Here is a 25,539-nt window from a genome sequence, read left to right as displayed (position 1 = left end):
AGCGACAGATGAGCAAACAACCAAACGATCAGGAAGGCGTACACAACGCGTCTGCCGATGCATCTAAACACGACGCTAAACCGAGCGACACCTCCGCGTCAGCCGCGTCGGGCGGCGAAACGTCAACAGCAGGCAATACGGCAGCATCTTCTTATGCCGCTAAAAACAGCCGCTCGCGTCGCCGTAATAAAGCGGGCTCTAGCGCGCCCAGTGCCAGCACCGTATCAGCGAACGTCAATAATGACCAAGCCTCGCCCCAACCAAGCGACGCGCCCAAACAGACAGCTGAAACTAAATCTTCTGTAGATACTAAATCTTCTGCAGATACTAAGCCTTCAGCAGGTACCAAGCAGACGGCAAACACCAAGCCAACGAGCGGTGGCAATAGCACGTCTAGCAATAGCGCGTCTGGCAATGCTGCACATGTCCCGCCCTCTTCTAAGAACAGCACCACGAACAGTGGCAATGGTGGTGGCAAAGGCAGTGGTATCGCCATTGCGCTGGTGATTATCCTGGCACTTGCCGTCGCGTTTGCTGCTTGGCAAGGCTGGCAGCGCTTGGATAATCAGCAGCAGCGTATAGACGAGCTGGCCCAGCAAACGCAAAGCAGTGCCTCGCAGCAAGAGGTTAGCGACCTAGCATCACGTATTGAAAGCAGCGAAGCCGAGCGCACCCAAGCGCTAGACAGCACGATGAGCGAACTGCGTAGCGAGCTGGACAACTATCGTGGCGAGGTCAACAACACATTAGACAACGTGCTAGCACAGCTTTCTCAAGAGCAGGAGACCGACGAGCGAGACTGGCTACATGCCGAAGCCGCCTACCTGCTACGGTTAGCCAACCAGCGCCTACAACTGGAAGGTGACGTTGAAGGTGCTGCCGCCCTGCTGCGCACCGCCGATGCTCGCTTGGTCGATGCCGACAACCCTGCATTAACGCCAGTACGTCGTGAAATTGCTAACGAACTTGCCGCCCTGGACGCCGTACCACAGGTTGATCGCACAGGTATTTATCTTGCATTGAACGCTCAGCAAGAGCGTATTGCTGGCCTACGTCTATCACAAGAGATCGAAGAGCGCGCCGTTACCTCTAGCATTGAACAGCCGCCCACGGGCACCTTCCAACGTCAATTGGCTCGCTTTGGGGAAGAGCTAAAAGATCTTGTGGTGATTCGTCAGCACGACGAAGCGTTAGAAACACTGATTACACCCGAACAAGAGTCCTATCTGCGTCAAAGCCTACGCCTGATTCTTGAACAGTCTCAGTTGGCACTGCTTAAAGAAGAGCAAGCGCTTTTTGAGGCAAGCATCGATAAGGCACTGGCGCTGCTCAACGGCTACTACGATACCGAACGAGAAGAGACACAAAGCGTTATTGCTCGCCTGCAAGAACTGAAGCAAACCCAGGTGCAGCCTGAGTTACCAGACATCAGTGCTTCGCAACAGGCACTAGCGGGCTTCATTGAAAACCGCTTTGAGTCGCGTCGCCAAGGTGGAGGTGATGCATGAGAAAGCTAATCCTCTTAATTGTTGCCGGCTTAGCTGTCGGCGCACTGTTCGGGCACCTGATGATGTCGGTGCCAGGCTACTGGTTAATACGCGTTGGTGATACCTCGGTACAAACGTCGTTCTGGTTCGGCTTGGTGCTGCTACTGGGTGCCTTCATCGTTTTGCACTTTGCATTACGCCTGCTCAGCGGCATTATTCGCCCGGTCGGACGTTTTCGCACCTGGAATAGCCGTGCCCGCAATCGTCGTGCCATGAAACGCACCGTGCGCGGCTTGGTTGCCTTAACCGAAGGCCGTTGGAAAAAAGCCGAGAAAACGCTGGTGCGAGCGGCTGACGATTCCAGCACACCTCTTGTGAACTATCTCTCTGCGGCACTGGCGGCGCATTACCAAGGTCACCATGAAATGTCTCAGGAGCATTTAAATCAGGCTCAGCTCACTACCGAAGGGGCTGATACGGCGATTGGTCTGATGCAAGCTCAACTGATGATTGATCGTCAGCAGCCTGAAGAGGCGCTGGCCATTCTGAATCGCCTAGATAAGAAGCTGCCCAACCACCCGCAAGTCCTCAAGCTTCTTAAGCAAGTGCACCTAAGCGTTAACGACTGGGAAGGCTTACGCCAATTAATACCCCGTTTGGCAGCGCAAAAGCTGATCACTCAGCAAGAGCGTGAGCAACTGGAATTCAAAGCATACCGTGAATTGATTATTTTTGAGGCCAAAAACCCCACGAATATCGAGCGTGTACGCGGGCTATGGGCCGATATGCCGGACTATCTCCGCGGCAATACCGAGCTAATCGTGCTCTATACCGAGGCGCTTTTACAGGCCAACGAAGAGCCTATTGCTGAGCGTTTGCTTAATCACTCACTGGACAACCACTGGGATGCGCGCTTAGTAAAACGCTACGGCCTACTAAACGTAGACGCTGCGCGCCAGCTAGCAAAAGCGGAAAAATGGCTGCAAGAACGCCCCAACGACCCCGAACTATTGCTGACCTGTGGCCGCCTATCGCTGCGTACTGGTAAGTGGGAAAAAGCACTGGAGTACTTTGAAGCCAGTCAACGTCAACGCCCCAGCGGTGAAGTATGTGCCGAGCTTGCTCGCCTCTATGCAAGCCTTGGTGAACACAACAAGAGCCAGCTCTACTACCGACATAGTGTCGATATGCTCGCTAAATCACTGCCCTCGCTTCCACAACCAAGCGATGCCAATGACAGCAAACAAAGTGAGCTCAAAAAAGACGTTAAACAAAGCGCTTAACGTCGTTAGCAAGCCGCTAATGAAAAAGGGTGCCCATGATGGGCACCCTTTTTCTTTGCGTGTTAACGCATTGTTTTGCCAAATCTGACGGTGTTTCAACCGCGTCATCAGCAGCTAATTCAGACGTACAATGGTAAAGAACCGAGCAGCTTGCGCTGATTAAGCAGGAAACGCTCTCTTAACATCAAGTGGTTTTGAGATGATTGCTACGAGTAGGCAGGCACAAATAGATCAGCGATTGGCGCTGTTGCCCCAGGTATGCATCAGTTCGTTGGAAGGCCAGGTTTCGTCTAGCAATTTAACGGCTGTCTCATGACCTGCCACCGGCAACCCAGCGGGGTCGAGCACCCCTACTTGCACCAGTAGCGAAGCCTGATCCCAGTAAATATGTTCATGATAGAGCTTGTCACCACGGAACTTGACGATGGCGACGAGCGGGATCTCCACATACTTACCGGTGGGCGCAACCCCTGGTAGCAACCAGTCGATCTCGCGATCGTGGGTAAAACAGAACAATGTTTCATCAACGATCTGAGTCGCCCCGATAGTGCGTGATAGGGGAATCAGGGTGGTGTCGTCGGGGTTGCTATCGACGAAGTGGTGCTTGTAGAAGCGATAGAGCTGCCGATACCCCACTCCGCCCGTGAGCGTCGGGATATGGTTAACATAGGGCTGTTCCACCATGGTGGCCATGGTGTCGTCCACGTTGCGGGTAGAAAACTCATACTCGCAATGCTTATCCCACAGCGCCGAGAGGTCGTAATGAGGTCCCATCGCATTGCGAAAAGCCGTCACCGAGCGCTGGTGAGCCATGAGCGCTGAAGGCTTGTGGTAGTGCTCTGAATGAGGGCGGGCAAAGGCATGATCTACACCCTGGTATAGATACAGCTCGATATTATCCTGCTCGCCCAGGGAAGCTTCAATCGCCTCGCGGGCGACGGTGGGACAATATTCATCCTGCTCGGCGAAGTGCAGCACTAGAGCCCCACGGATGTTTTTTGCCTCGTCCAGATGGTTCTCGATTCCCATGCCGTAGTAACCCACCGCGGCATCTACATCACAACGACAAGCCGTCAAATAGGCCAGGCGGGCACCGAGACAGAAGCCCAGGGCACCTACGGCACCACTGCACTCTGGACGCGACCGTAGAGTCTCGATAGCAGCGGCGATATCTTCAATACCGAGCTCCTGATCGAAGCCTTGAAATAAACCAAAGGCACGTTGCCAATACTCCGGGGTATAGTCTAATTCAATGCTAGGCGCCTGACGCCAGAACAGATCCGGTGCCAGCACCACATAACCCTCTTCAGCGTAGTAGTCGGCGATTTCACGGATGGTGGCATTAACACCGAATATTTCCTGCAGCAGCACAATCCCGGGGCCACTGCCGGAGGCGGGAACGGCCAGATAACCAGTGAAATTTCCGCGGCCATCCGCCGCCTTGATCTCGATAGAAGTGCCCATGTAGATACCTTTCGTTGTTGTTGGCGGGTCATTGCTAAAGTCCACGCCATCACCTTAGACAAGAAAGTAAGCACTTCACGATCCGCTAACTGCCATCTCTATCCGCTGAGTGCAGAAAGTAATTTGCTAAGAAATGAATCAAGAAAATCGCTATTTATACTGAAAGGACTTTCGACACTCCCCATTGATGCGGGCACATAACAACAATTGAGATCCTTATGACAACGCAACAATCACTACCCCGTTGGATGAAGCAAGCCCTGATGGAGGATCATCGGAACTTGGTATTCAGCTCGACTGCCGCAGAGGAAACACGCACAAACGTCGCCAATATCTTTAAGTCACATCATCTGGAACCGTTGAGTCACGGTGGCAAACTGTCTGCCCGCCTGCACTCAGTAGCGCTGGGCTGCGTCTCCTATAACCGCCTCGCCTATGGCGGAGCTGTGCGCATCGACCCTGAGCGGCTCGAGCACTTCTACCTGATTCAGATGCCCCTACAGGGACAAGCCCGGATTGACAACGACGGCAAGCAGATCGACTCGGGACAGCTGCTGGCCTCAGTGCTCAACCCCACGGCACGACTCAGGATGCACTATAGTGAAGATTGTGATCAGCTGATGTTACGTATCGAGCGTGAAGCACTAGAGCATGCCTGTAGCCGCTTTTTAGGACGCCCTCTACGCGCCCCTTTAAGTTTTCACCCCGTAATGTACTGGCGCGACACGCCCAGCTGGTTCAACCTAATCGGCTATATCACTCGGCTGCTCAAGGAGTCACCGGAGGCACACCAAGATCCGCTGATTGCCCCCCAGCTTGAGCAATTGATCATCCATACCCTGTTAACGACCCAGCCCCATAACTACAGCGATGCGCTGCGCCAAGGGGATAAACGCCTCGCCCCACGCCACGTCAAACGGGTGGAGGAGTATATCGAGGCCCATGCCCAAGAGCCGCTGACGCCGGCTCAGTTGGCGTCGGTGGCTGGTGTTAGCCTGAGAACCCTCTATGCTGGCTTCCGAGATTTTCGCCATCAGAGCCCCATGGAAACCTTACGTCAGGTACGTTTAGAAAGAGTCCGCCAGGCGCTGCTAACCGACACCGACACGGCGACAATCACCGAAATTGCCATGGGCTGGGGCTTTACTCATATGGGGCGCTTCAGCCTCAGTTATCGTCAGGTATTTGGCGAATCGCCCAGCGAGACACTACGAAGCCGGTGTCTCGTCGGCCGGTAGCGAGCAGAAAGTCTGCGGTTTTGTCTTTATTCAGGCGGCTAAAAGCAATACTTTTAGACGAATGGCCATTGCTTCACCAAAGTGGCAAAATAACAATACAAGTTCGTAATGCGCACTTAAAGACGACATGCGAACAAACCCTCGACCGCTCTATGGCTTCAAGGCCACATAATAATGATTACTGCGGCGAGGCTAGGAGGAAACATGACCGTACCTATGACCCGACAACAGATCACCGCCGAGTTTCGTCATCCTGACTCGGCCTGCCGCTGGATGAGCCAAGTCAACGGCCCCCATCGCCTGGAAGTACCTCAACCGCGTCAGCTCAGCTTTCGTCATCAAGGCACCTGCCTAGGCAGTGTTTCGATTGGTACCATCGAATACGCCACTCGGGTAACCGTCGACATTGCCGATCTGACCCACAGCTACAGTATTAGTTTGCCCCTTCAGGGCACCCAGAGCATGGAGTATCAAGATAAAGTCTTCGACTCTGATGCCGCCGTGGGAGCGATCATCTCGCCTAGCCAAACGTTGCGCCTGAGCATGGACGAGCAATGCCAGAAACGCCTTGTACGCCTCTCCCGCCAAGCCCTTGAACACAAACTATCGCAGCTGTTGCACCGCCATTTATCACAGCCAGTCATCTTTGAACCACGCATGCTTCTAAGCGGAACGGTGAAGGAGTGGTGGCAGATGGTAGCTAACCTGCAGGAAATGCTGCATGCCGAAGGCTCGCTCTGCGATATTCCCGAGGTGTGGGGCAACTTCGAGAACTCGCTAATTACCAGCCTGCTCTATACCCAACCTCACAACTACACAAGCGAGCTACTCGGTCGCCAACAGGGGCGCCCTGCCTACCTGAGTGACTTAGAAGCGCTACTCCATGAGTCCTTGGATCGCTCCCTCGGCCTAGCCGAACTAGAACAAGCGGCTGGCGTCTCCCGAGAACGGCTCTATCGAGACTTCCATACCCACTACGGGGTCTCTCCCATAGCCTACTTCCGCCAGCTGCGTTTCGACTATGTGCGCCAGCGCCTGGAACGAGCCACCCCCAACGAAAGTGTCTCAAGCATCGCCATGGATTGCGGCTTCCAGCAGTTGGGGCGCTTCTCACAGGAGTACAAGGTGCGTTTCAGCGAATTGCCCTCGGAAACCCTAAAGCGCTCGGCCACTGTACTGTTGCAATAAAAGCTCCTGCCTTACCAGTGCCAAGCACAGATACTTATCTACGATAATGAAACCGCCAAAAAAGATGGTTTATTTTGCATATAAATCATCTTTTAGCACATAGCATGGTAAAGAGTCACAGCGGTTTCAATAACCATGAGACATCATTTTTATTATCAAAATAGAACCCACCAATCGTTGGCTACATAGTGGTTCTAACTGACCAAAGCTCAGGAAAAAATTTCAAATCCAATGCCTTTTTAAGATAAGACACACCTGTTGTTCCTCCCGTCCCCGCTTTATAGCCAATAATTCTTTCTACCGTTTTCATATGACTAAAGCGCCACTTGTGGAAATTGTATTCGGTATCAATCAACTTCTCGGCTAGCTCATAAAGATCCCAATACTGGTTAGTATCACGATAAATATCGGCCCAAACGGCCTCTACTTCGGGTGAAGCCACATACGGCTCAGACCAATCTCGGTTAATCACTTTTTCGGGAAGAGAGAAGCCGCGTCGACTCAATAACTTAAGACAACAATCATAAAGGCTGGGGGCGTTTAAAACATTCGTCAGATGCTGATAGTTTTTAGGGTGCGAGCGATGCACTTCAACTAACCCTGGATGCTTATTACCCAAAAGAAATTCCAGCTCACGGTATTGATAGGATTGGAAGCCTGAACTCTGTCCAAGACTATCACGGAAGGAAATATAATCTGCTGGCGTCATGGTAACTAATACCTCCCAAGCCTGAATCATTTGCTCTTGGATGCGTGCTACCCGAGTCAACATCTTTAGAGCTGGCCGCAGCTCGTCGACCATAATATTATTAGCGGCCGCATGGGCTTCATGAAGACACTGTTTGAGCCATAATTCAGAGACTTGGTGAATAATAACAAACAGCATCTCATCGTGTACGTCAGAGCGTGGGCGCTGGCAAGACAGCAGGGGCTCTAAGTCCAGATATTGCCCATAACTGATATCCTGATTCCAGTGAACATTTCTTTCGCCTTTCAAGCTTAATGCGCTTTGGCTAGCGTTTTTTTTATCATGATCGCTCATAGTCACTCCATTTAAGATATTTATAGCTTTTATTCACCCTCCACGGGGCTGTTTTAAACAATCTCATACTATTAATTGTTTAAGAAGAAATTGGCATTTAAATACTCGATAATTTCGAAGTAATCGCCCCCTCTCCCTCTCCCTCTCCCTCTCCCTCTCCCTCTCGACCACGGTCAGCCCAATGGAAGGCATCCGTGATATTGCCAGCCAAGTAGCCATGAATAGTTTGAAGGTGGGCGGCCCCCTTAAGGTCACACATTGAGGGGGCTCTGCTACTTAAAGGTTGTACATCCGTTTTCTAGAGGAGTGCCAGCGTCAGCCAGGGCTGCCAAGCTAACAACACCAACGTAATAAGACTAGCTAGCAGGAATGGCAACAATGCCAGGAAGATACGCATAGGCGGCACCCCGGTCATGGAAGAGGCAATAAACAGTCCTGCACCCACTGGCGGCGTCAGAAGCCCCAGCACTAACGTCAGACAGACCACCACACCAAACTGGTAGGGAGTAATATCAAACTGCTGGGTAGCAATCGGCAGCAGGATAGGTACTACCAGGATGAGCGCAGCGATACCATCGATGATCATTCCCACCAGTAGCAACACCCCCACCAGCAACAGCAGAAAAATAAAGGGGTCGGTGGTCAAAGCAGCGATCCAGGCGGCAGCCATTTGCGGCAGTTGCTCGTAGACGACCACCCAGCCAAAGACTCCAGCGGCAGCAATCAACATGATCACCAGGCCGGCATTGATAGCGGTGCGTTTGAGTATCTCGGGCAGCATGGCGACTTTCAAATCACGATAGAGATAGCGCCCTAATAGCAACGCCGCTAGCGAGGCGAGCGCCGCCGATTCGGTGGGAGTCGCCAAGCCCAGCAGAATACCGCCGATGATAATCAGCGGTATCGACATGGCCGGCAGGCCCATCTTCAGCGCTTGCACTGCTTCTTGTCGACTCAGCCACTCTCCCTTGGGGTATTGCTGTACCAATCCCATGATGGCGATAGTCAGAAAGAAGGTTCCCCCTAGCAGTAGGCCAGGCAAGATACCGGCGATAAACATATCCGCAATGGGCACCTGGGCCATCACACCGAACAGCACGAACAGCATCGAGGGCGGGATAATGGGTGACAGCAAGCCGCCAGCAGCAGTAATGGCCGCACTATAGGGTTTGTCATAGCCCTCCCGCTCCATGGCTGGCACCATCGCCCGGGACATGATAGCGATCTGCGAGGCGGCAGAACCGATAATCGCCGCCATCATCATGTTGGCAACCAGATTGATGTAGGCCAAGCCACCGCGAAAACCACCCACCAGCAGTCGTGCCAGGTCGATCAACCGGCGAGTTACCCCACCTTCGTTCATCAGCTCTCCGGCTAGCATAAAGAGTGGAATGGCTAGCAGCCCATAGCTCTCGATAGCCCCGAACAACTGCTGAGGATAGGACTCAAAGAGCACGGTATTACCCGATACCAAGATATAGAACAGGGCAGTAAGTGCCAGCACCAGGGCAATGGGCACCGCCCCCAGCAGTAGCAAAGCAAAGACAGCGACAGTCATCGGGCCACCTCCTCTTGAGTGGTGTGGGATGCCGGACGACCAAGATTGCACAGCGATTGGCATAAATTGATCAGACTGTGGAACAACAAGGAAGCGGCGAACCAAGGAAGAATCAGCCATACCCAGAACTTCTTGATACCCAGCGTTGAGGTATTCTCGGCATAGATGAAATTGAAGGTCTCGCCTTGAAAAGCCTGAATATCGAAGCCGGTCTGCCACAGCAGTAGTGGCTGATACCAGCGCCAACAAAGCCACAGCAGAATCAGCGCGAAGAGCGCCACCATTAGGTCCACGAACAAACCTACCAGGCGCTGACAAGAGGTCGGCAAGAGATCAGTGAACAGCGTCACAGCAATCCCTTGGCGCCGTTTGAAAACCGCACTGGAGATCAGCAGAGTCATCCAGATCATGGCGTAGATAGCCAGCTCGCTGATCCAGTAGATCGGATTGCCGGCGGCACGAAAGGCCACATTGATAAGGATCAGCAGGGTCACTGCCGCCGCTAGGACAGCGGCAGTGATCTCCTCTCCTTTGGCAAGTCGGTCAGAAAGTCGTGACAACATCACGTCACCCTCATTCACGTAGACGGTCGGCTTCCTGGCGAAGCATCTCCAGTCTCGGAGCCTTCTCACCCCAGATTGCTTCCCACTCGGCAATGGCGTCGCCGAAGAACTCAGCATCGGCCTCGACAATATTCAGACCAAGCTCACGGATCTCAGCTTCTTGGGCCGCATCCTTAGCCTGAAAGCCGGACAGGACATTCTCCAGGTGCTCAGCCATGGCGGTCTCGATCAACTCACGATCCTCTACTGAGAGTTCGCGCCAAACCCGACCGGAGACCACACCCACCATAGGGAACATCATATGGTTGGAGATCAGTAAGTTAGGCGCCTGCTCGTAAAACTTGAGGATCAAGATAGAATCAAAGTCCATGTCGATGGCATCTACCTGGCCATTAGCCAGAGCGTCATAGACTTCGAGCAATGGCAGCGGGGCTGGAGCCGCGCCAGTGGCAGTATAGAAGTCACGGATTGGCTCAAAGGGGGTGATACGCAAGCGCTTCCCGCTCATATCGGCCTGGTTCTCGATAGGTGCCCGAGAGAGCACCTGCCGCATGCCCACCATGCCATAGCCAACGCCGACCATACCCACGCCCTGGGGCATCAGATCGAGCAGTTCACCGGCAGTGTCGGAACGCAGTAAGCGAGCGGCATGATCTACATCATCAACCAGATAGGGTGCATAAAGGGCACCGAAGTCAGGAATCCGGTTGGAAATTTCAGCGATGGTCAGAAAGGCCATGTCCAGCGCGCCAGTCTGCAATTGCTGAACCATCTGTGCTTCGTTACCAAGCTGCTGGGCCGGGAAAACGCTGACGCTATGCTCGCCATCAGAACGCTCATGAAGGGTATCGGCAAAGGCCACAGCTTCGGTGGACCAGAGGTGCTGGGGAGGTGTAATCACCCCCAGGCGGAAATCGCGAGCCTGGGCAGAAACAGCACCAAAGAGTAGAGAGGCCGCCACGGCAGTGCTCAGAAAGGCTTTTGTAGGAGTCATAATGGGTCTCTTATATAGTTTTTATGTGGTTTTAAAACAGACTCAAACCTTCGCTGTACCGGCCAGTTGACTGGCGAGATCCTGCTCATCTTCTTTAGCCCGCGGCCGGGCATGGCGCACCTGTAGCTCGGGCGCCTCAACGTTGGCCAGTGCCACATTGAACACCACATGAGAAAACGGGCCGTCTAGTTCACGCTTGGCAATCTCGGCGGGGTCTTCAATACGTTCGGCAGTGACGACCAGCTCTTCACGGGTGGCAAAGGCAAAGTCGTCATAGGTGTAGGGATCACCCGCCAGATTAATCTGAGTGGTCAAGTGCTGGTGGCCCGGAGCGGAGACGAAGTAATGAATATGCGCTGGACGCTGCCCGTGACGTCCCAGGGATTTCAGCACTACATCCGTGGGCGCACCTTCGGGTACGCCGTAACCAGAGGGGATAATGCTACGCGCGGTGTAGTGACCTTCGCTGTCGGTATAAATCGTACGACGCAGGTTGTACTCAGATTGCGAAGGATCAAAGAAGGAGTAACCTCCATGGGAGTTGGCGTGCCAAATCTCGACCTTCGCGCCAGCAATCGGCGTGCCGTTCACGTCACGCACCTGACCGGTCAGCCACATGGTCTCACCGTCGTTATCCTGACTATCGTCCATGCGGGCAAAACCTTCGGCTTCCGGGGCACCAGCGACATACAGCGGGCCTTCAATAGTACGCGGTGTGCCGCCGGTGCGTTTGGCTTCGGCGTCGATAGCGTCTTGGCGCATATCAAGGTAGTGATCAAAACCAAGTCCAGGAGACAGCAAACCAAACTGAGTTTGGCTACCCAGCGAATTGAGCAGATTGACAGCCGCCCAGTACTCTTCCTCGGTCACATCGAAGTCATCGATTAGCTTGAACAGATCAGATACCAAGCGATGCACAATTTGTTTGGCGCGATCATTGCCACCGGTTTGGCCAAAGCCAGCAACGGTTTTGATGAAGTCTTGCACGTCGGGAGTGTCAAAAATCTTCACGGTCATGGTGAAACCCTCTGTTTGTTATAAGCTGTTGTTATTAATAAGAACTAACGTTGCACCTGGGTATATTAGCTATCGTCGTCACGCACTGAAGAGGGGTGACGACACAGCGGTTTGACGCTGATTTCCATATAGGGAAACAGTGGCAAGTTGCTAACCAATGCCTGCAGCTCAGCGTTATCTTCAACGTCAAAGATGCTGACGTTCGAGTAGCTGCCTGCCACCCGCCATAAGTGGCGCCATTTGCCCTGGCGCTGCAGGTCTTGGGAATAGCTCTTTTCAGCAGCCTTGATGTCTGCCGCTTGCTCGGCGGGCATATCCGTCGGCAATTTAACGGTCATTTCTACCTGATACAGCATGGCGCTCTCCTCCTCGGCTCGTACGCGACTAGTCTTTACGTGAGCAGTCTTTACGTGAGTAGTGCGTAACCTTGTCTTCATCTAGCGTGATACCCAGCCCTGGCTCTGTCGGTAAGTCGACGCCAAAGTCATGGTAATTAAGCGGTTTAACGACGATATCGTCTTTGAGCAGCAGCGGGCCGAACATCTCCGTACCCCAGGCCATTTCTGGTAGCGTTGCCCAGGCGTGAAGTGACGCGGCAGTGCCAATGGTGCCCTCCAGCAAGGTGCCACCGTACAAGCCAACCCCCGCAGCTTGGGCAACATGGGCCAGTTCCAGCACGCCGTACGTGCCACCGGCTTTGGCAATCTTCAGCGCGAAGGCACCACTGAAACCGCCGCAGACAAGGTCAAGTCCGTCGCGAGCGTCTTGTACTGCCTCGTCAGCGAGCATTGGTACATTGAAACGGTTAGCCAGTCGGATCAGTCCGGCGTGCTCACGGGCAGGAATGGGCTGCTCAATCAGCTCAATACCGGCCTCCTGCAGCGCCTGAATACCGCGAACTGCGGTGGATTCATCCCATGCCTGGTTAACGTCAACACGCACGCTGGCGCGATCCCCCAAGGCCTCTTTGATGGCCGCCACGTGACGTACATCGTGATCCACCGGATGTGCGCCGATCTTCAACTTAAAGTCACAATGCCGGCGCTGCTCTAAGCGCAACTGCGCTTCGTCGATATCCTTGGCAGTATCGCCACTGGCCAGCGTCCAGAGCACCGGCAAATGTGTTTGGCGGGCGCCGCCGAGCAGCTCGGCCACGCTTAGCCCCAAACGTTTTCCCTGAGCATCGAGCAGCGCGGTTTCCAGCGCCGATTTGGCGATCATATTGCCGCGGATGTGGCGGTTAAGACGGGCGCGTAGCTGATGAATATTGCCTGACGGTTGACCGATCAGCAGCGGCGCTAGGTAGGTATCAATATTGCGCTTGATGCTCTCTGGACTTTCTGGGCCGTAGGCAAGACCACCAATGGTGGTGCCTTCGCCTAGCCCTTCAACCCCATCCGAGTGGCGCATGCGCACAATGACCATGGTTTGGCAGGCCATAGTGGTCATGGAAAGCTTGTGTGGACGGATGGTCGGTAAATCGACCAGCACTGTTTGAATGTCTTCAATAGAGACGCCGCGCATAGAAACCTCAACTAGAGATAAATTTCTCAAAAAACACTCGGCATTCGCCCACCGGATTTTCCTCAAACCAAGTCTTGCTAGCCTCAATCATCGGCGGCGGCCCACACAGGTAGGCATCGAAGGGCTGGGAGAGGAAGTCGAGATCAAAAAGGTCACAGACCACGCCTTTGTTGCCTTGCCACGCTTCGGAAGGCGTCATTACAACGGTGCCAAAGGCGAAGTCGGGCAGCGTCTCGGTGAAAGCTTCTAGACGCTCGAGCTCACTGAGATCCTGCTCCTGGGTTACTCCATAGACGAGACGGATCGGCTGCTGGCACTCGCCCTTTTCAGCCAGCTCCTCAAGCATACCGAGGAAGGCAGAAAGGCCCGTTCCACCGGCCACCATCAGTAACGGGCGCTGTACCTCACGGAGATAGAAGGCTCCCAAGGGCGCCTCCAGAGAGATGGCATCGCCCACCTTGGCACAGTCGCGCAGGTAGTCGCTCATCACACCGCTCGGCAACAGGCGGATCAAAAAGCGTAACTTTCCCTCCTGTACCGCCGAGGTGGCAAAGGAGTAAGCCCGCCACTGATCGCTACCCGGCACCTCAATGCGAGCATACTGACCAGGCAGGTACGGCAATGCCTGAGTGGGATCGTCGAGGGTGATCTCGAGGATGGCAGCACCATCGGAGACCTGCTCCACGGCGCTGACAGTGCCGTTATGCACCTCGGTAGCCACACTGCAGACGTTGGAATCGATATCGAAATAGAAGGAAGCCTCACTGGAGCGCAGGCGAGTCTGGCAAGCCAATACATGCCCTTCGGCGATCTCCTCCTCGGTCAAGGCCTCCTCATCGATATACTCGACATCGACATCACCGGACTCGCGCAGGCAGCGGCAGGTACCACAAACCCCTTCTCGGCAATCCACCGGCAGATTGACTCCGTGACGCTGAGCGGCATCCATCAGAAGCTCATTCTTATCGACCTTGACGAAGCGGGTGGTGCCGTCCCGAAAGACAATGGCGGCTGTGTTATGCATGACTCGCCCTCCAGCAACATCAGACGTGGTAGAAATCCAAGACGGAATCGATCTTGTCGTTGAGCAGTACCGTGTGCTTACGGGTAATCTTCCAGTCGTCGCCATCACCACGCAGCGTGTAGCTGGCCGTGCCGAAGAAGTAGCCGCTCTCACCGAAGCGGTGGAAGTGGGTGACCCAGTTCACCTTAGCCTGCACCTGGCCATCATCACGTGGCGCCCAGCGCACGTTATTAATCAGATGCAGCGTGCGGGGCATCGGCGTGGAAGCAGCGGACTTACCAGTACGCAGGCGGAAGATGCGATCCTCAATGCCCGTGCGGTCCGCGTAGTACATCAGCGACATCTCACGCTTCGGGTCCTGGGTGATCTCGTGGTCGCCCTTCCACTGAGGGATATGAAACTCACACTCTGGGGCGAACTGGTCTAAATAAGCATCCCAATCCTGGCTGTCACAGAGTTCGGCGACCCGATAGAGAAACTGTTCGATGGATTGCTGCTGGCTCATGACTTATACCTCCTGGAGCTTGAGTGCTTTCTTCTCGAGACCTGCGAGCAGCATTTGCTGCCAGCTGCCGTGCTGGTTGACGTAGAGCCCCTCATGAGTGAACTCGGTTCCGGTGATCACCGGTTTAATCCCGAGCACCTGGCTGTTGTGGGTCTCGCCGTACTCCCAGCACTGGTAGCCCCGGGAAATGTCATTCCACTCAGTGGCCCGCGCTTCGAAGCCACGCTGTTGCTCACGAAACTCCACCAGATCATCGGGGGTCCCCATGCCAGAGACATTGAAGAAGTCCTCAAACTGGCGGATACGATTCTCGCGATCAGCATCGGACTCGCCTTTCACGCCCAAACAGAGGCTGATCACTTCCGTCTTGTTCCAAGCCACCGGGCGCACGATGCGCAGCTGGGAACTGATCTGATCCATGAAGAACAGGCTGGGGTAGATATTCAGGTTACGCAGGCGATGCATGGTCCACTCAGCACGCTCCTGGGGGAGCTGCTCTAGTAGGCGAGGCATCACCGCAGCGTAACCAGGGCGTACCTGGGGGTTAGGCATGTCGCTGAACAACAGGCTGTGGCCGTTATTGAAGGAGAACCAACCATCGTCGGTATCTTTGTCGCCGGCACCTAGCTTGCTGTAGTCGAGGGTATCGCCGCTGCTGCCGTGCTTCTGGGCTTCCAGCTCACGGCGGTGCTGTACGGTAGAAACGTAGTTATAGTGCACAGTGCTGACGTGATAGCCATCCAGACCGTTCTCGTTCTGCAGCTTCCAATTGGCGTTGAAGGTGTAACGGGACTCACCGGGTAGCACCTCCAGCTCACCATCCTTCGCTTGCTCGACCATCATGTCGAAGAACAGCGTGGTGTCACCGAGGAACTCCTTGAGACTGACGGTGGATTCTGTGTCCAGACTAATAAAGACAAAGCCACGGTAGCTTTCGATGCGCGCCTGGCTCAGGCCACGGCTGGCCTTATCGAAGTCTTCGGGATATTCGCTCGGCGCTTTGACCTTGACCAGGCGGCCATCGGACTTGTAGCACCAGGCGTGGAACGGGCAGGTGAAGGTGGACTGGTTGCCCTTGCCAACCCGGGTCAGGGTGGCCCCACGGTGCTGGCAGGTGTTGGCCAGCGCCCGCAGTTCTCCCTTGCCATCGCGAGTGATGATCATCGGCTGACGGCCAGCCTGCATGGTAATAAAGTCGTTCTTATTGGGAATTTGGCTTTCGTGGCAGGCGAAGATCCACTGCTTTTCGAAGATGAGTTCCATTTCGAGATCGAACAGCGCCCGATCGGTGAACATGTCACGAGAAACCCTAAAAACGCCTTCATCAGGACGGAAGTCGATACAACTCTCGACGAAAGCCTGCCAGTCGGAGGGGGAGCGATATGCAGTCATGGGTCGTTACCTTTTTATTACTTATGAGGTACGTCTAACCCTAGAGGCTTCCCCCAGCCTTCACTATGCAGTTCTTGGAGGAACACTATGCACTTTTTTGCTCATCCTCCGAGAGCAGTCCGGATCGGCGCCAATGCTCACCCAAGTAGTTCTAGTCTATTTAATCGTCGCAACAATGTCCTAGAAACTGTGCCCTAGAAATAATGTTCTAGAAACAATGTTCTAGAAACAATGTTCTAGAAACAATGCCCTAGAAACAATGCCCTAGAAAAGCGCCTAAACGCTTCTATGAAACAGTTACACTAGTATAAAGATAACCACGAAAGGCCTTAACATGACGCTACCGCTTTACCTTGGCCTACCCATGTGGGCCAATCAGGATTGGCTTGGCACTCTCTATCCAAGGCATGCCAAAACTGACCTGTTAAGCGATTATGCGGCGGTCTTTTCAAGCGTTGAGGGCAACACAACGTTTTATAGCGGCGCACCAAAGGCAGAAACGGTGGCCGCGTGGGCGCGGCAAACACCACCTCATTTTCGTTTCTGCTTTAAACTTCCTGCCACAGTCACCCATGACCAGCGTTTAACCCAGCCAGAAAATGCCTGGGCGTTTCTCAAGGCACTCACGCCCCTCCATGATCGCCTTGGTCCTACCATGGTTCAGCTACCACGTGATTTTGGCCCTTCGGAGCTCCCCCAGCTAGAAGCGCTTCTTGCTCAATGGCCGGCCTACTTACCGTGCGCAGTGGAGGTACGCCACCCCGCTTTTTTCCTCAAAGGAGAGGCAGAAAAAGCCCTTAACCGCTTGTTAATAACTTATTCAGCCAATCGCGTAATGCTTGATGTTCGTCCGCTGTTTTCAACACCCGCCAATGACCATCCTGGTTTAGCGCATGCACAGCAAGAAAAGCCGAAACTCCCGCTACACGTGCTTTCCACAGCAAATTATCCAGTCATTCGCTTTATTGGCCATATTGACAAAACAATTAATAGGGACTATTTCACGCCGTGGATAGACAGGCTCATCCTGTGGATAAGTCAGGGGAAAAACCCTTTCTTATTTGTGCATACTGCTGATAACCGAGCGTCACCAGAACTGGCGCGCTGTTTGTACCATGAAGTTCAACAACGCATCACTTTGCCAGCTCTTGCGTCATTCGCTGACGAGAAGCAGAGCCAACTGTTTTGACCGATCTTTTTAGGCTAACTGACTGGCAACCCCCACCACGATCGGATAAATTGCGCGTACTTTCGGAAAATAACGTTAGAACATTTCTCTTTTCCGAAAATCAGCACATTAGGCTTATAACGCCTTATTACAATTAACTAAACAGGTGATTTCATGGCAAAACTTGCACATGCACAGTGGTCATCGCGCATGGGATTTGTGCTGGCGGCCGCTGGTTCAGCCGTTGGCCTTGGTAACATTTGGCGCTTTTCTTACATGGTGGGCGACAGTGGTGGGGCAGCTTTCGTGCTTGTCTACCTTGCTTGCGTGGCGTTGGTGGGCCTGCCCATATTGGTGGCTGAATGGATGATTGGCCGCCGTGGCCAGAAAAATCCAATTAACACCATGGCTGACCTTGCAGCCAATCATGGTAAATCCAAGGCGTGGGCGTTGATCGGTGTGAGTGGCGTATTAGCGGCGTTCCTGATTCTGTCTTTTTACAGTGTTATTGGGGGCTGGTCGCTGAACTACACCCTTAGTTCCGTCATTGGAACGTTTAACGGCCAAGATGCTGACACAATTAGTGGCCTTTTTGGCGGCATGCTGGCTAGCCCAACGACGCTGCTGCTTTGGCATACGGCCTTTATAATCCTCGTCATTGGTATCGTCGCTCGCGGCGTGACCAAAGGCCTGGAAAGCGCAGCACGCATCATGATGCCCGCACTAGTGGTACTGATGCTAGTGTTAGTGGGCTATGGTATGACCAGCGGCCATTTTGGCGAAGCGCTAGCCTTTATGTTCAGCCCGGACTGGGATGCACTTGACGGCGGTGTTGTACTTGCCGCGATGGGACAAGCGTTCTTCACCCTATCGCTGGGCATGGGCATTATGATGGCCTACGGTTCCTACCTAGGCGAAGATGTTAACCTGATCAGTACCGCACGCACCGTTATTATTCTGGATACAGCGATCGCGCTGCTGGCGGGCTTAGCAATCTTTCCGATCGTATTTGCTAATGGGCTCAGCGCGGGAGAAGGCCCAGGCTTGATTTTCGTTACGCTGCCGTTGGCCTTCGGCAATATGGCAGGCGGCACGGTGCTGGGTCTGATGTTCTTCCTGCTGCTTACCTTCGCGGCGTTAACATCGGCGATTTCGTTGCTAGAGCCCGTCGTAGAAACGTTAGAAGAGCGCACGTCGTTGTCGCGCCTAGCGGCAACATTCGTTAGCGGCATTGCCGTGTGGGCGTTAGGGGTTGCCGCACTGCTGTCGTTCAACGTGTGGTCTGAGGTGCTGTTCTTCGGGCTTAACATCTTTGATCTACTGGATACCTTCACCAGTAAGATTTTGCTGCCGCTGACAGGGCTTGGCGCGATTGTGTTCTTCGCGACCTGCTTGGATAAAGAAGAGTCACGCAAAGAGCTACGCATGGATGTTTATGACTATAGCCTCTGGAATCTGCTGGCTAAATACGTCGCCCCCATCGGGGTAGCCGTGGTTTTCCTAGCAGGCTTCTTCTAAGCATCAAGTTCTAGGCAGTAATGTTTAACCAGCAAGAGATAGCCCTGGCTTGCCCAGGGTTATCGTCAGCTAGTTAGCGCTTTACTTACCCGCCCTTACCTTAGTGCAATTCGCTCTCTTGCTCATCATCTGCCAAGGGGGCGATATCCCGCGATAACTTCTGAAATTCCCGATGCAGCTCTATGCCCCTACGCGCCCTCAGGCTGCGCTGGGCGGCACTACGCCGACGCTCAACATGCTCATCCACTTCCATACTCATAAAGATGTCGAGTAGTTCGCTTTTTACCGAGGTGATTCGTTCGACGTTTCTCATAATCGACGTTCCTCCAGGTGAATATGCCTACGTCCACCTGCATCCGTGACGACTGTTTATTTAAATGATGCAGTGCGGCACTTCACTTCTTACTATAACCTACTTGACAAAATGATGACGAATCCAGTTGAAATGCCCTAACGGCATTTAAACGCATGAGTAAATCGCATTTATACTGTTTCTGCATCGTGCTTGCTGCAACATACGTTGCAACAAGCACTCAGGCATACTGTCGTGAGCATATCTGCATAAGTACTAAAGAGAATTTAAGGAGCTTAATGTGAGCCGCGCCCTGTTCGATGAAATGAGACGCCGCATGGAGCACTTTCGTCGCTCCGAGCAAAAGGTTGCGCGGTTCGTACTGCGCAACCCAGACGAGGTCATCCATATGCGGATTGTCGACCTCGCAACAGAGGCTAAAGTTAGCGAGCCCACCGTTGTACGCTTTTGTCGCGCACTCGGCTGTAACGGGTTCCAGGACTTTAAACTCCAACTTGCCCAGATGCTGGCCAGTGGTAGTCAGTTTGCCCAGTTCTCTATGAACGATAGCGACTCGGTTGCCGAGTTTTCCCACAGCATTTTCGACTCCACCGTGGGCACACTTTTATCGGTGCGCGACCGGCTTGATAATGATGCCCTCGGGCGTGCGGTCAACGCTCTCGCCATGGCAAACCGCGTTGAGTTCTATGGCTTTGGGGCCTCCGGTGCCGTGGCTTTCGATGCCCAGCACAAGTTCTTCCGCCTGCAGATATCGACCTCCGCTTATGCTGACCCGCATATGCAAAATATGTCGGCGGTCACGCTAAAAGAGGGTGATGTCGTGGTCGCCATCTCACAAACAGGCCGTACCAAAGCACTGGTCGCTAGCGTTCGCTTGGCGCGCGAAGCAGGCGCTACCGTTATTGGCCTGTGCCCGAGTGACTCACCGCTGGCCGGCGAAGTGAGTCTGCCGCTGTATATCGATGTGCATGAAGATACCGAAATCTACACGCCGCTTAGCTCACGAATCGCCCATTTGGTGCTTATCGACGTCCTCGCCGTCGGCGTTGCCAAAACGCGCGGTCCGAAGTTGGCTGAGCAGTTGAAAGCCGTCAAGAAGAGCCTGAATACGCTGCGTTTTCCTGAAGAGCCGTAGTTGCCCATTCGACTGTATGCACAGCCAGTTCGCTGGCTGTGCTAAACTGGCCGCCCATTTTTCGAACCGGCAGCGGCTTATATGGACGACGTCACGGCGATACTTGATCAGCTTAACCCTGCCCAGCGCGAAGCGGTAAGCGCGCCTCAGGGTAACTTACTGGTACTGGCGGGTGCCGGGTCCGGTAAAACCCGCGTGCTGGTTCATCGCATTGCTTGGCTAATGCAGGCCGAAGGGCTTTCGCCCTATGCCCTGCTGGCGGTCACGTTTACCAACAAGGCCGCGCGGGAAATGCGCACCCGTCTGGAAGCGCTGCTGAGCATCTCCATGCGCCATGTCTGGGTCGGCACGTTTCACTCTATCGCTCACCGCCTACTGCGCACTCACTGGCAGGATGCTCGGCTACCACAGCACTTCCAAATCATCGACTCCGATGACCAGTTACGGCTGGTAAAACGGATGCTCAAAGATTATTCCATCGATGATGAGCGCTTCCCGCCCCGCCAAGTGCAAGGCTTTATCTCTGGCTGCAAAGAGGAAGGACTTCGCCCCCACCAAGTAAACGTGGACGGCGATGGTTATCTTGGCCAGATGGTAGAGCTTTATGAGCGCTACCAATTTATCTGCGAACGCGGCGGCCTAGTGGACTTCGGTGAACTGCTACTGCGCAGCCTAGAACTGTTGCGTGACAACCCGCCGTTGCTAAATCATTACCGCGAGCGCTTTGGTCATGTATTAGTCGATGAGTTTCAGGACACCAATACGCTGCAATACGCGTGGTTAAAACTACTCACTGGGCTGCAAACACCCATGACCGCCGTCGGTGACGATGATCAGTCAATTTACGGTTGGCGTGGCGCCAAAGTGGAAAATATTCGCCGCTTTGAGGAGGAGTTTCCTAACACTCACACCGTACGCCTAGAGCAGAACTACCGCTCCACAAGCGCGATTCTGGAGGCCGCTAACACGCTGATCAGTCATAACAGCGAGCGGCTGGGTAAAAACCTATGGACTGATGGTGTCGAAGGCGACCCTATTTCTGTTTACGCCGGGTTTAACGACTTAGAAGAAGCCCGCTATATCGTCGATACCATCAAAGAAAAGGTCGATGAAGGGTTTAATCGCCGCGACGTTGCCATTCTTTACCGCTCCAATGCTCAATCGCGCTTACTGGAAGAGACGCTGATCCGCCAAGGTATGCCCTACCGTATTTACGGAGGGCATCGCTTCTATGAGCGCTTAGAGATCAAAAATGCCCTAGCGTACCTGCGACTACTGCTTAATCGTGATGACGATGCCTCTCTGGAACGTGTGATTAACGTGCCCACCCGCGGGATTGGCACCCGCACGGTAGAGATTGTGCGCCATCGCGCCCGAGAGCAAAGCATTTCACTGTGGCAGGCGCTGCACGATGCCATTCAAGACGGCACGCTAAAAGGCCGTGCAGCCAACGCGGTGCAGACATTTGCCAACCTCATTGAGCAATTAGACAACGATGCATCTGGCCTGCCGCTGCATGAAATTATCGACCACATCACCACTCATACTGGCCTGATCGAGCATCACAAAAGCGAGCGCGGCGAAAAAGGCCAGGCGCGCGTGGAAAACCTGGAAGAACTGGTGACTGCTGCGCGCGCCTTTACCCATGGCGATGCTTTCGAAACCCCGGAGGCAGGCGAAGGCATGGCAGCGCTGGAAGCGTTTCTATCCGAAGCGGCGCTTAATGCAGGCGACCATGAAGCCGATGAGTTTGAAGATAGCGTGCAGCTGATGACCCTGCACTCTGCTAAGGGCTTGGAGTTTCCCATAGTCTTTATTGCCGGTGTTGAAGAGGGCCTATTTCCTCATAAAATGTCGATCGAAGAGCCAGGGCGGCTCGAAGAGGAAAGACGACTTTGCTATGTCGGCGTTACCCGTGCGATGCAGAAACTCTACCTGACCCATGCTGAAACTCGCCGCCTGCACGGCAAAGAAGTGTTCCCCAGGCCATCGCGCTTTCTACGCGAACTGCCGCCTCATCTGTTGGAAGAAGTCCGCCTACGTGGTCATATTTCCCGTCCCGTTACCGCTTCACGCTCAAGTTTTGCGCAGCAGCGTGTTGAAAGCGACGGCGACCTGCCTGCCCTGCATGTTGGCCAGCGGGTAATGCATCCGGTGTTTGGCGAAGGCATCATTCTTAATGCGGAGGGCGAAGGGGCCCGCGCCCGCGTACAGGTCAGCTTTGAAGGTGAAGGGGTGAAATGGCTCGTGCTAGGGTTTGCCAAACTCGCCCCTCTTTGAGTGGCGTTAACGTAAGCGTAAAGCTGTAGGCGAGCACTTGCCCATTAAAACCTGCTTAGCGCATACTGGCTGATGGACACTGCGCTCACTGCGCGTTAATAAAAAAACATCAGATAATTTCGGAGTTATGCCCGCCATGCAACGCCGCCAATTTCTAAAAACCGCCGGCTTCGGTGCCGCCGGTGTCGCTGCTGCACCTTTTGTTTCCACTGCTAGCGCCAACGAAACCTATACCTGGGATATGGTGACCTCCTGGCCGAAAAACTTCCCAGCGCTTGGCACAGGTGCCAATGACTTCGCGCGCCGGGTCGAGCAGCTCTCCAATGGCCGCATGCGCATACGTGTACACGGTGCTGGTGAACTTGTGCCTGCACTTGAAGTGTTTGATGCGGTCGCTGCGGGTACTGCAGAGATGGGGCATTCCGCATCCTACTACTGGCGCGGCAAGGTCGCGGCCTCACAGTTTTTCACCGCTGTGCCGTTTGGTATGAACACCACCGAAATGAATGCGTGGCTGTATCACGGAGGCGGTCAGGAACTGTGGGATGAAATCTACGCCAACCACAACCTTAAGCCTTTCGCTGTCGGTAATACCGGCACGCAAATGGGCGGCTGGTTCAAAAAAGAGATTAACTCCCTAGACGATATGCAGGGCCTAAAACTTCGCTTGCCAGGCCTTGCTGGCGAAGCGATGAACGGCATTGGCGTCAGTACCGTCACTATGGCAGGCTCAGAAATTTTCACCTCGCTGCAAACCGGCGCACTTGATGCAGCGGACTGGGTCGGGCCTTACAATGATATGGCGTTTGGCCTTCACCAAGTGGCGGATTACTACTACACCTCCGCATGGAACGAGCCGACAGCCGTGCTGGAAGGCACTGTCAATTTAGACGCTTGGAATTCCCTGCCAGAAGATCTGCAAGACGTTATCCGTGAAGCCGCACGGGCCTCTAATCTCGCCATGATCAGTGAATTTGCCTACCGTAATGCTCAGGCGCTTGAAACACTAGTCGATGAACACGGTGTTCAACTGCGCACCTTCCCAGAAGACGTGATGGCAGCGCTGTATGAATCTTCAAAAGAGGCGATCCAACGCCAAGTAGACAATGACGAAGAGTCTCGCCGCGTTTATGACTCTTACTCAGCCTTCCAGAAATTGGTGCGTCCGTTCAGTGATGTAGGCGAATACGCTTACCTGAAAAACCGCGATAATGTCGGCGCCTAGAAATTCCGCCATCTTTTAGTAGCGACACAAAGAAGGGCGCCGAGGCGCCCTTTTGCGATGTTAATGGTCAACCAATCTCTCAGCTATGCACCGCACGGATACGCCCATTATCATCCAACGCCACCATAACAAAGCGCGCTTCGGTCACTTTTTGTCGCTCTTCCAAGTGACGGCCTTGAGGTGGGCGCACCCATACCTCAACATCAATCTTAATCGAGCTATGGCCTATTTCCTGCACGCAGGTATAGACACTCACCATAGACCCCACGCGCACCGGGCTTAAAAAATCCATCGCTTCGATAGCCACGGTCGCTGTGCGACCGCCTGCCTCTCGGCCCGCAGCTAGCTCGGCGGCTTGATCCATCTGGTTAACTAACCAACCGCCCGGAATATCACCATAGAGATTGGTATCTTGCCGAGAAGCCAGTAACTTTAAGGTGAGCTGCCCCTGCGGAGCAGGTACATCGTCCAAATCGGTGTCCAGCGGTGTCATAAGGTGGTCGCTTCAAAAGGTTATTGTTGTGATGTTGCTGCATCGCAATAGGCTGGTAATAGTTAATCACAAGAGGGGTGTCGTTTGAAGCGTTACAATTTACGACGTGTGAGAAAACATCAACTGCTACTGCTTCTGACTGGCTGGCTTCTAATGGCGGGCAATCTTGCCTGGGGGCAGCCAACCTCGGTGAGCGGCACGTTAGGTGCCGTCGGTTCTGACACTATGGCAGGCTTAGTGCTGCGCTGGGGCGAAGCCTTAAGCGCCCGCCACCCGGATATCAACCTGCAATTTCAGGCCGGCGGCTCAGCCAGCGCGCCGACTGCCTTAGTGGCTGGCACCACCCGCCTAGGGCCGATGTCACGCCCCATGACCCATGCAGAACGCCAGCAGTTTATTGACCGCTACGGTTATCCACCGCTTGAGCTTCGTGTTGCTCGGGACGCATTAGTGGTGGTGGTACATCGCCATAACCCATTGGATACCCTGACACTCCAACAAGTCGATGCGATTTTTTCAACTAGCCTCGCTTGCGGTGCTCCCCACCCCATCCGGCGCTGGAGTACGCTGGTACCGGCGACGGATTGGCCTTATGGCCAAATAGCCCTGCATGGTCGTAACCTAGCGTCGGGTACCCATGGCCTCTTTCAGGAAAGAGCCCTGTGCGATGGCGAGTTTCGCCTAGATATCAGTGAACACCCAGGTTCATCGGCGGTCATTGCTGCGGTAGGAGAGTCCTTCAATGCTATGGGCTATGCAGGCTACAACCATTTAAATCCAATGGTGCGCGCACTACGCCTAGTAGATGAATCCGGAGCTGCCGTTGCGCCCAACGAACGCTCTATTCAGCAAGGAAAGTACCCATTATCACGCGATCTCTATCTTTACGTGAACCTGCCACCCAGCGAGTCATTGCCGCCCGTGGAGCAAGCCTTTCTGACACTTATCTTTTCGGAAGAGGGTCAGCAGATTGTCAAAGCAGCTGGCTTTGTGCCGCTACCCAATCAGCTGCGTGATGCTCAGCGCCAACACCCGTGAACTGTCATTTAATTGTCATAAATAAACGATAGGGTAAGGAGACTCGACCATGCATGCTTATTTTCGTGATGGCTTTCGCTTTTCTATGAT

General features: G+C 53.9%; 24 protein-coding genes. 10 read left to right on the top strand and 14 right to left on the bottom strand.

The window, feature by feature from the left end:
- Positions 1-8 precede the first annotated feature (8 nt).
- Both K7H08_RS09195 and K7H08_RS09190 read left to right on the top strand, forming a co-directional pair.
- Positions 9-1,508, top strand: a complete 1,500-nt coding sequence (locus K7H08_RS09195) for a uroporphyrinogen-III C-methyltransferase (RefSeq protein WP_231657743.1) — start codon at positions 9-11, stop codon at positions 1,506-1,508.
- On the top strand, positions 1,505-2,770 hold the full coding sequence (locus K7H08_RS09190; RefSeq protein WP_038479618.1) for a heme biosynthesis HemY N-terminal domain-containing protein: 1,266 nt from the start codon (positions 1,505-1,507) through the stop codon (positions 2,768-2,770). Before K7H08_RS09195 ends, K7H08_RS09190 begins: the two co-directional genes overlap by 4 nt.
- A gap of 231 nt (positions 2,771-3,001) precedes the next feature.
- Here K7H08_RS09190 and K7H08_RS09185 read toward each other — a convergent pair whose 3' ends face one another.
- Positions 3,002-4,279: a dienelactone hydrolase family protein gene (locus tag K7H08_RS09185; protein WP_231657742.1), complete on the bottom strand. Its 1,278-nt coding sequence runs from the start codon at positions 4,277-4,279 to the stop codon at positions 3,002-3,004.
- A 173-nt stretch (positions 4,280-4,452) separates the two neighbouring features.
- On the opposite strand from K7H08_RS09185, the gene K7H08_RS09180 reads away from it, so the two are divergent.
- On the top strand, positions 4,453-5,472 hold the full coding sequence (locus K7H08_RS09180) for an AraC family transcriptional regulator (protein ID WP_231657741.1): 1,020 nt from the start codon (positions 4,453-4,455) through the stop codon (positions 5,470-5,472).
- 204 nt (positions 5,473-5,676) lie between these two features.
- The gene (locus K7H08_RS09175; RefSeq protein WP_038479627.1) at positions 5,677-6,660 is read left to right on the top strand and encodes an AraC family transcriptional regulator; all 984 of its coding nucleotides are present in this window, start codon (positions 5,677-5,679) and stop codon (positions 6,658-6,660) included.
- Between the two features lie 181 nt (positions 6,661-6,841).
- On the opposite strand, the gene kynA is transcribed toward K7H08_RS09175, so the two are convergent.
- The 11 genes from kynA to antA form a co-directional block, all read right to left on the bottom strand.
- Positions 6,842-7,702 (bottom strand): tryptophan 2,3-dioxygenase, encoded by an 861-nt coding sequence (gene kynA, locus K7H08_RS09170; RefSeq protein ID WP_038479631.1) that lies wholly within the window; start codon positions 7,700-7,702, stop codon positions 6,842-6,844.
- Positions 7,703-7,799: 97 nt separating this feature from the next.
- The gene (locus K7H08_RS09165; protein ID WP_231657740.1) at positions 7,800-7,961 is read right to left on the bottom strand and encodes a hypothetical protein; all 162 of its coding nucleotides are present in this window, start codon (positions 7,959-7,961) and stop codon (positions 7,800-7,802) included.
- Between the two features lie 39 nt (positions 7,962-8,000).
- The gene (locus K7H08_RS09160; RefSeq protein WP_038479634.1) at positions 8,001-9,260 is read right to left on the bottom strand and encodes a TRAP transporter large permease; all 1,260 of its coding nucleotides are present in this window, start codon (positions 9,258-9,260) and stop codon (positions 8,001-8,003) included.
- Complete coding sequence (locus K7H08_RS09155) at positions 9,257-9,823, bottom strand: TRAP transporter small permease (protein ID WP_231657885.1); 567 nt, start codon at positions 9,821-9,823, stop codon at positions 9,257-9,259. Before K7H08_RS09155 ends, K7H08_RS09160 begins: the two co-directional genes overlap by 4 nt.
- A gap of 10 nt (positions 9,824-9,833) precedes the next feature.
- Positions 9,834-10,817, bottom strand: coding sequence for a TRAP transporter substrate-binding protein (locus K7H08_RS09150; RefSeq protein ID WP_051626399.1), 984 nt, complete (start codon positions 10,815-10,817; stop codon positions 9,834-9,836).
- 42 nt (positions 10,818-10,859) lie between these two features.
- Complete coding sequence (gene catA / locus K7H08_RS09145; RefSeq protein ID WP_038479640.1) at positions 10,860-11,834, bottom strand: catechol 1,2-dioxygenase; 975 nt, start codon at positions 11,832-11,834, stop codon at positions 10,860-10,862.
- A gap of 65 nt (positions 11,835-11,899) precedes the next feature.
- Positions 11,900-12,190, bottom strand: coding sequence for a muconolactone Delta-isomerase (gene catC, locus K7H08_RS09140; RefSeq protein WP_089040225.1), 291 nt, complete (start codon positions 12,188-12,190; stop codon positions 11,900-11,902).
- A 28-nt stretch (positions 12,191-12,218) separates the two neighbouring features.
- The gene (locus K7H08_RS09135) at positions 12,219-13,358 is read right to left on the bottom strand and encodes a muconate/chloromuconate family cycloisomerase (RefSeq protein ID WP_038479645.1); all 1,140 of its coding nucleotides are present in this window, start codon (positions 13,356-13,358) and stop codon (positions 12,219-12,221) included.
- Between the two features lie 7 nt (positions 13,359-13,365).
- Positions 13,366-14,382, bottom strand: a complete 1,017-nt coding sequence (gene antC, locus K7H08_RS09130) for an anthranilate 1,2-dioxygenase electron transfer component AntC (protein ID WP_231657739.1) — start codon at positions 14,380-14,382, stop codon at positions 13,366-13,368.
- 19 nt (positions 14,383-14,401) lie between these two features.
- Positions 14,402-14,887, bottom strand: a complete 486-nt coding sequence (gene antB / locus K7H08_RS09125; RefSeq protein ID WP_095603402.1) for an anthranilate 1,2-dioxygenase small subunit — start codon at positions 14,885-14,887, stop codon at positions 14,402-14,404.
- 3 nt (positions 14,888-14,890) lie between these two features.
- A complete protein-coding gene (gene antA, locus K7H08_RS09120) occupies positions 14,891-16,279 on the bottom strand; it encodes an anthranilate 1,2-dioxygenase large subunit (RefSeq protein WP_038479651.1) in 1,389 nt (462 codons plus the stop codon).
- A gap of 334 nt (positions 16,280-16,613) precedes the next feature.
- Here antA and K7H08_RS09115 point away from each other — a divergent pair, with 334 nt between their 5' ends.
- Positions 16,614-17,468: a DUF72 domain-containing protein gene (locus tag K7H08_RS09115; protein WP_231657738.1), complete on the top strand. Its 855-nt coding sequence runs from the start codon at positions 16,614-16,616 to the stop codon at positions 17,466-17,468.
- 153 nt (positions 17,469-17,621) lie between these two features.
- Positions 17,622-18,965 carry a sodium-dependent transporter gene (locus K7H08_RS09110; protein WP_095603399.1) on the top strand — a complete coding sequence of 448 codons (1,344 nt, stop codon included), beginning with the start codon at positions 17,622-17,624 and terminating at the stop codon, positions 18,963-18,965.
- A 100-nt stretch (positions 18,966-19,065) separates the two neighbouring features.
- Here K7H08_RS09110 and K7H08_RS09105 read toward each other — a convergent pair whose 3' ends face one another.
- Positions 19,066-19,278 (bottom strand): PA3496 family putative envelope integrity protein, encoded by a 213-nt coding sequence (locus tag K7H08_RS09105; RefSeq protein ID WP_038479659.1) that lies wholly within the window; start codon positions 19,276-19,278, stop codon positions 19,066-19,068.
- A 280-nt stretch (positions 19,279-19,558) separates the two neighbouring features.
- On the opposite strand from K7H08_RS09105, the gene hexR reads away from it, so the two are divergent.
- From hexR to K7H08_RS09090, 3 genes are all read left to right on the top strand, one after another.
- Positions 19,559-20,413 carry a transcriptional regulator HexR gene (hexR, locus tag K7H08_RS09100; protein ID WP_038479662.1) on the top strand — a complete coding sequence of 285 codons (855 nt, stop codon included), beginning with the start codon at positions 19,559-19,561 and terminating at the stop codon, positions 20,411-20,413.
- 81 nt (positions 20,414-20,494) lie between these two features.
- Entirely contained in the window at positions 20,495-22,693 is a 2,199-nt protein-coding gene (gene uvrD / locus K7H08_RS09095) for a DNA helicase II (RefSeq protein WP_095603398.1), read from the top strand.
- 136 nt (positions 22,694-22,829) lie between these two features.
- Positions 22,830-23,918, top strand: coding sequence for a TRAP transporter substrate-binding protein (locus K7H08_RS09090; RefSeq protein ID WP_038479672.1), 1,089 nt, complete (start codon positions 22,830-22,832; stop codon positions 23,916-23,918).
- A gap of 79 nt (positions 23,919-23,997) precedes the next feature.
- Here K7H08_RS09090 and K7H08_RS09085 read toward each other — a convergent pair whose 3' ends face one another.
- Positions 23,998-24,411: an acyl-CoA thioesterase gene (locus K7H08_RS09085; protein ID WP_038479674.1), complete on the bottom strand. Its 414-nt coding sequence runs from the start codon at positions 24,409-24,411 to the stop codon at positions 23,998-24,000.
- Between the two features lie 84 nt (positions 24,412-24,495).
- Here K7H08_RS09085 and K7H08_RS09080 point away from each other — a divergent pair, with 84 nt between their 5' ends.
- Entirely contained in the window at positions 24,496-25,449 is a 954-nt protein-coding gene (locus K7H08_RS09080; RefSeq protein ID WP_038479676.1) for a PstS family phosphate ABC transporter substrate-binding protein, read from the top strand.
- Positions 25,450-25,539: the final 90 nt, after the last annotated feature.

It is taken from the genome of Halomonas sp. IOP_6, assembly GCF_021151565.1.
In the GTDB taxonomy this organism is placed as follows: domain Bacteria; phylum Pseudomonadota; class Gammaproteobacteria; order Pseudomonadales; family Halomonadaceae; genus Vreelandella; species Vreelandella alkaliphila.
This window is presented reverse-complemented; position numbering and strand designations above follow the sequence as displayed.

What these genes read in the sequence shown, in the direction of transcription:
- antA (WP_038479651.1), bottom strand. Translation starts at nt 16,279, where the DNA reads ATGACTGCATATCGCTCCCCCTCCGACTGGCAGGCTTTCGTCGAGAGT.
- uvrD (WP_095603398.1), top strand. Translation starts at nt 20,495, where the DNA reads ATGGACGACGTCACGGCGATACTTGATCAGCTTAACCCTGCCCAGCGC.
- K7H08_RS09085 (WP_038479674.1), bottom strand. Translation starts at nt 24,411, where the DNA reads ATGACACCGCTGGACACCGATTTGGACGATGTACCTGCTCCGCAGGGG.
- K7H08_RS09175 (WP_038479627.1), top strand. Translation starts at nt 5,677, where the DNA reads ATGACCGTACCTATGACCCGACAACAGATCACCGCCGAGTTTCGTCAT.
- K7H08_RS09195 (WP_231657743.1), top strand. Translation starts at nt 9, where the DNA reads ATGAGCAAACAACCAAACGATCAGGAAGGCGTACACAACGCGTCTGCC.
- antC (WP_231657739.1), bottom strand. Translation starts at nt 14,382, where the DNA reads ATGCATAACACAGCCGCCATTGTCTTTCGGGACGGCACCACCCGCTTC.
- K7H08_RS09090 (WP_038479672.1), top strand. Translation starts at nt 22,830, where the DNA reads ATGCAACGCCGCCAATTTCTAAAAACCGCCGGCTTCGGTGCCGCCGGT.
- K7H08_RS09165 (WP_231657740.1), bottom strand. Translation starts at nt 7,961, where the DNA reads ATGTGTGACCTTAAGGGGGCCGCCCACCTTCAAACTATTCATGGCTAC.
- catC (WP_089040225.1), bottom strand. Translation starts at nt 12,190, where the DNA reads ATGCTGTATCAGGTAGAAATGACCGTTAAATTGCCGACGGATATGCCC.
- K7H08_RS09105 (WP_038479659.1), bottom strand. Translation starts at nt 19,278, where the DNA reads ATGAGAAACGTCGAACGAATCACCTCGGTAAAAAGCGAACTACTCGAC.
- kynA (WP_038479631.1), bottom strand. Translation starts at nt 7,702, where the DNA reads ATGAGCGATCATGATAAAAAAAACGCTAGCCAAAGCGCATTAAGCTTG.
- K7H08_RS09135 (WP_038479645.1), bottom strand. Translation starts at nt 13,358, where the DNA reads ATGCGCGGCGTCTCTATTGAAGACATTCAAACAGTGCTGGTCGATTTA.
- K7H08_RS09150 (WP_051626399.1), bottom strand. Translation starts at nt 10,817, where the DNA reads ATGACTCCTACAAAAGCCTTTCTGAGCACTGCCGTGGCGGCCTCTCTA.
- K7H08_RS09160 (WP_038479634.1), bottom strand. Translation starts at nt 9,260, where the DNA reads ATGACTGTCGCTGTCTTTGCTTTGCTACTGCTGGGGGCGGTGCCCATT.
- K7H08_RS09110 (WP_095603399.1), top strand. Translation starts at nt 17,622, where the DNA reads ATGGCAAAACTTGCACATGCACAGTGGTCATCGCGCATGGGATTTGTG.
- K7H08_RS09180 (WP_231657741.1), top strand. Translation starts at nt 4,453, where the DNA reads ATGACAACGCAACAATCACTACCCCGTTGGATGAAGCAAGCCCTGATG.
- K7H08_RS09115 (WP_231657738.1), top strand. Translation starts at nt 16,614, where the DNA reads ATGACGCTACCGCTTTACCTTGGCCTACCCATGTGGGCCAATCAGGAT.
- antB (WP_095603402.1), bottom strand. Translation starts at nt 14,887, where the DNA reads ATGAGCCAGCAGCAATCCATCGAACAGTTTCTCTATCGGGTCGCCGAA.
- K7H08_RS09190 (WP_038479618.1), top strand. Translation starts at nt 1,505, where the DNA reads ATGAGAAAGCTAATCCTCTTAATTGTTGCCGGCTTAGCTGTCGGCGCA.
- K7H08_RS09155 (WP_231657885.1), bottom strand. Translation starts at nt 9,823, where the DNA reads ATGTTGTCACGACTTTCTGACCGACTTGCCAAAGGAGAGGAGATCACT.
- catA (WP_038479640.1), bottom strand. Translation starts at nt 11,834, where the DNA reads ATGACCGTGAAGATTTTTGACACTCCCGACGTGCAAGACTTCATCAAA.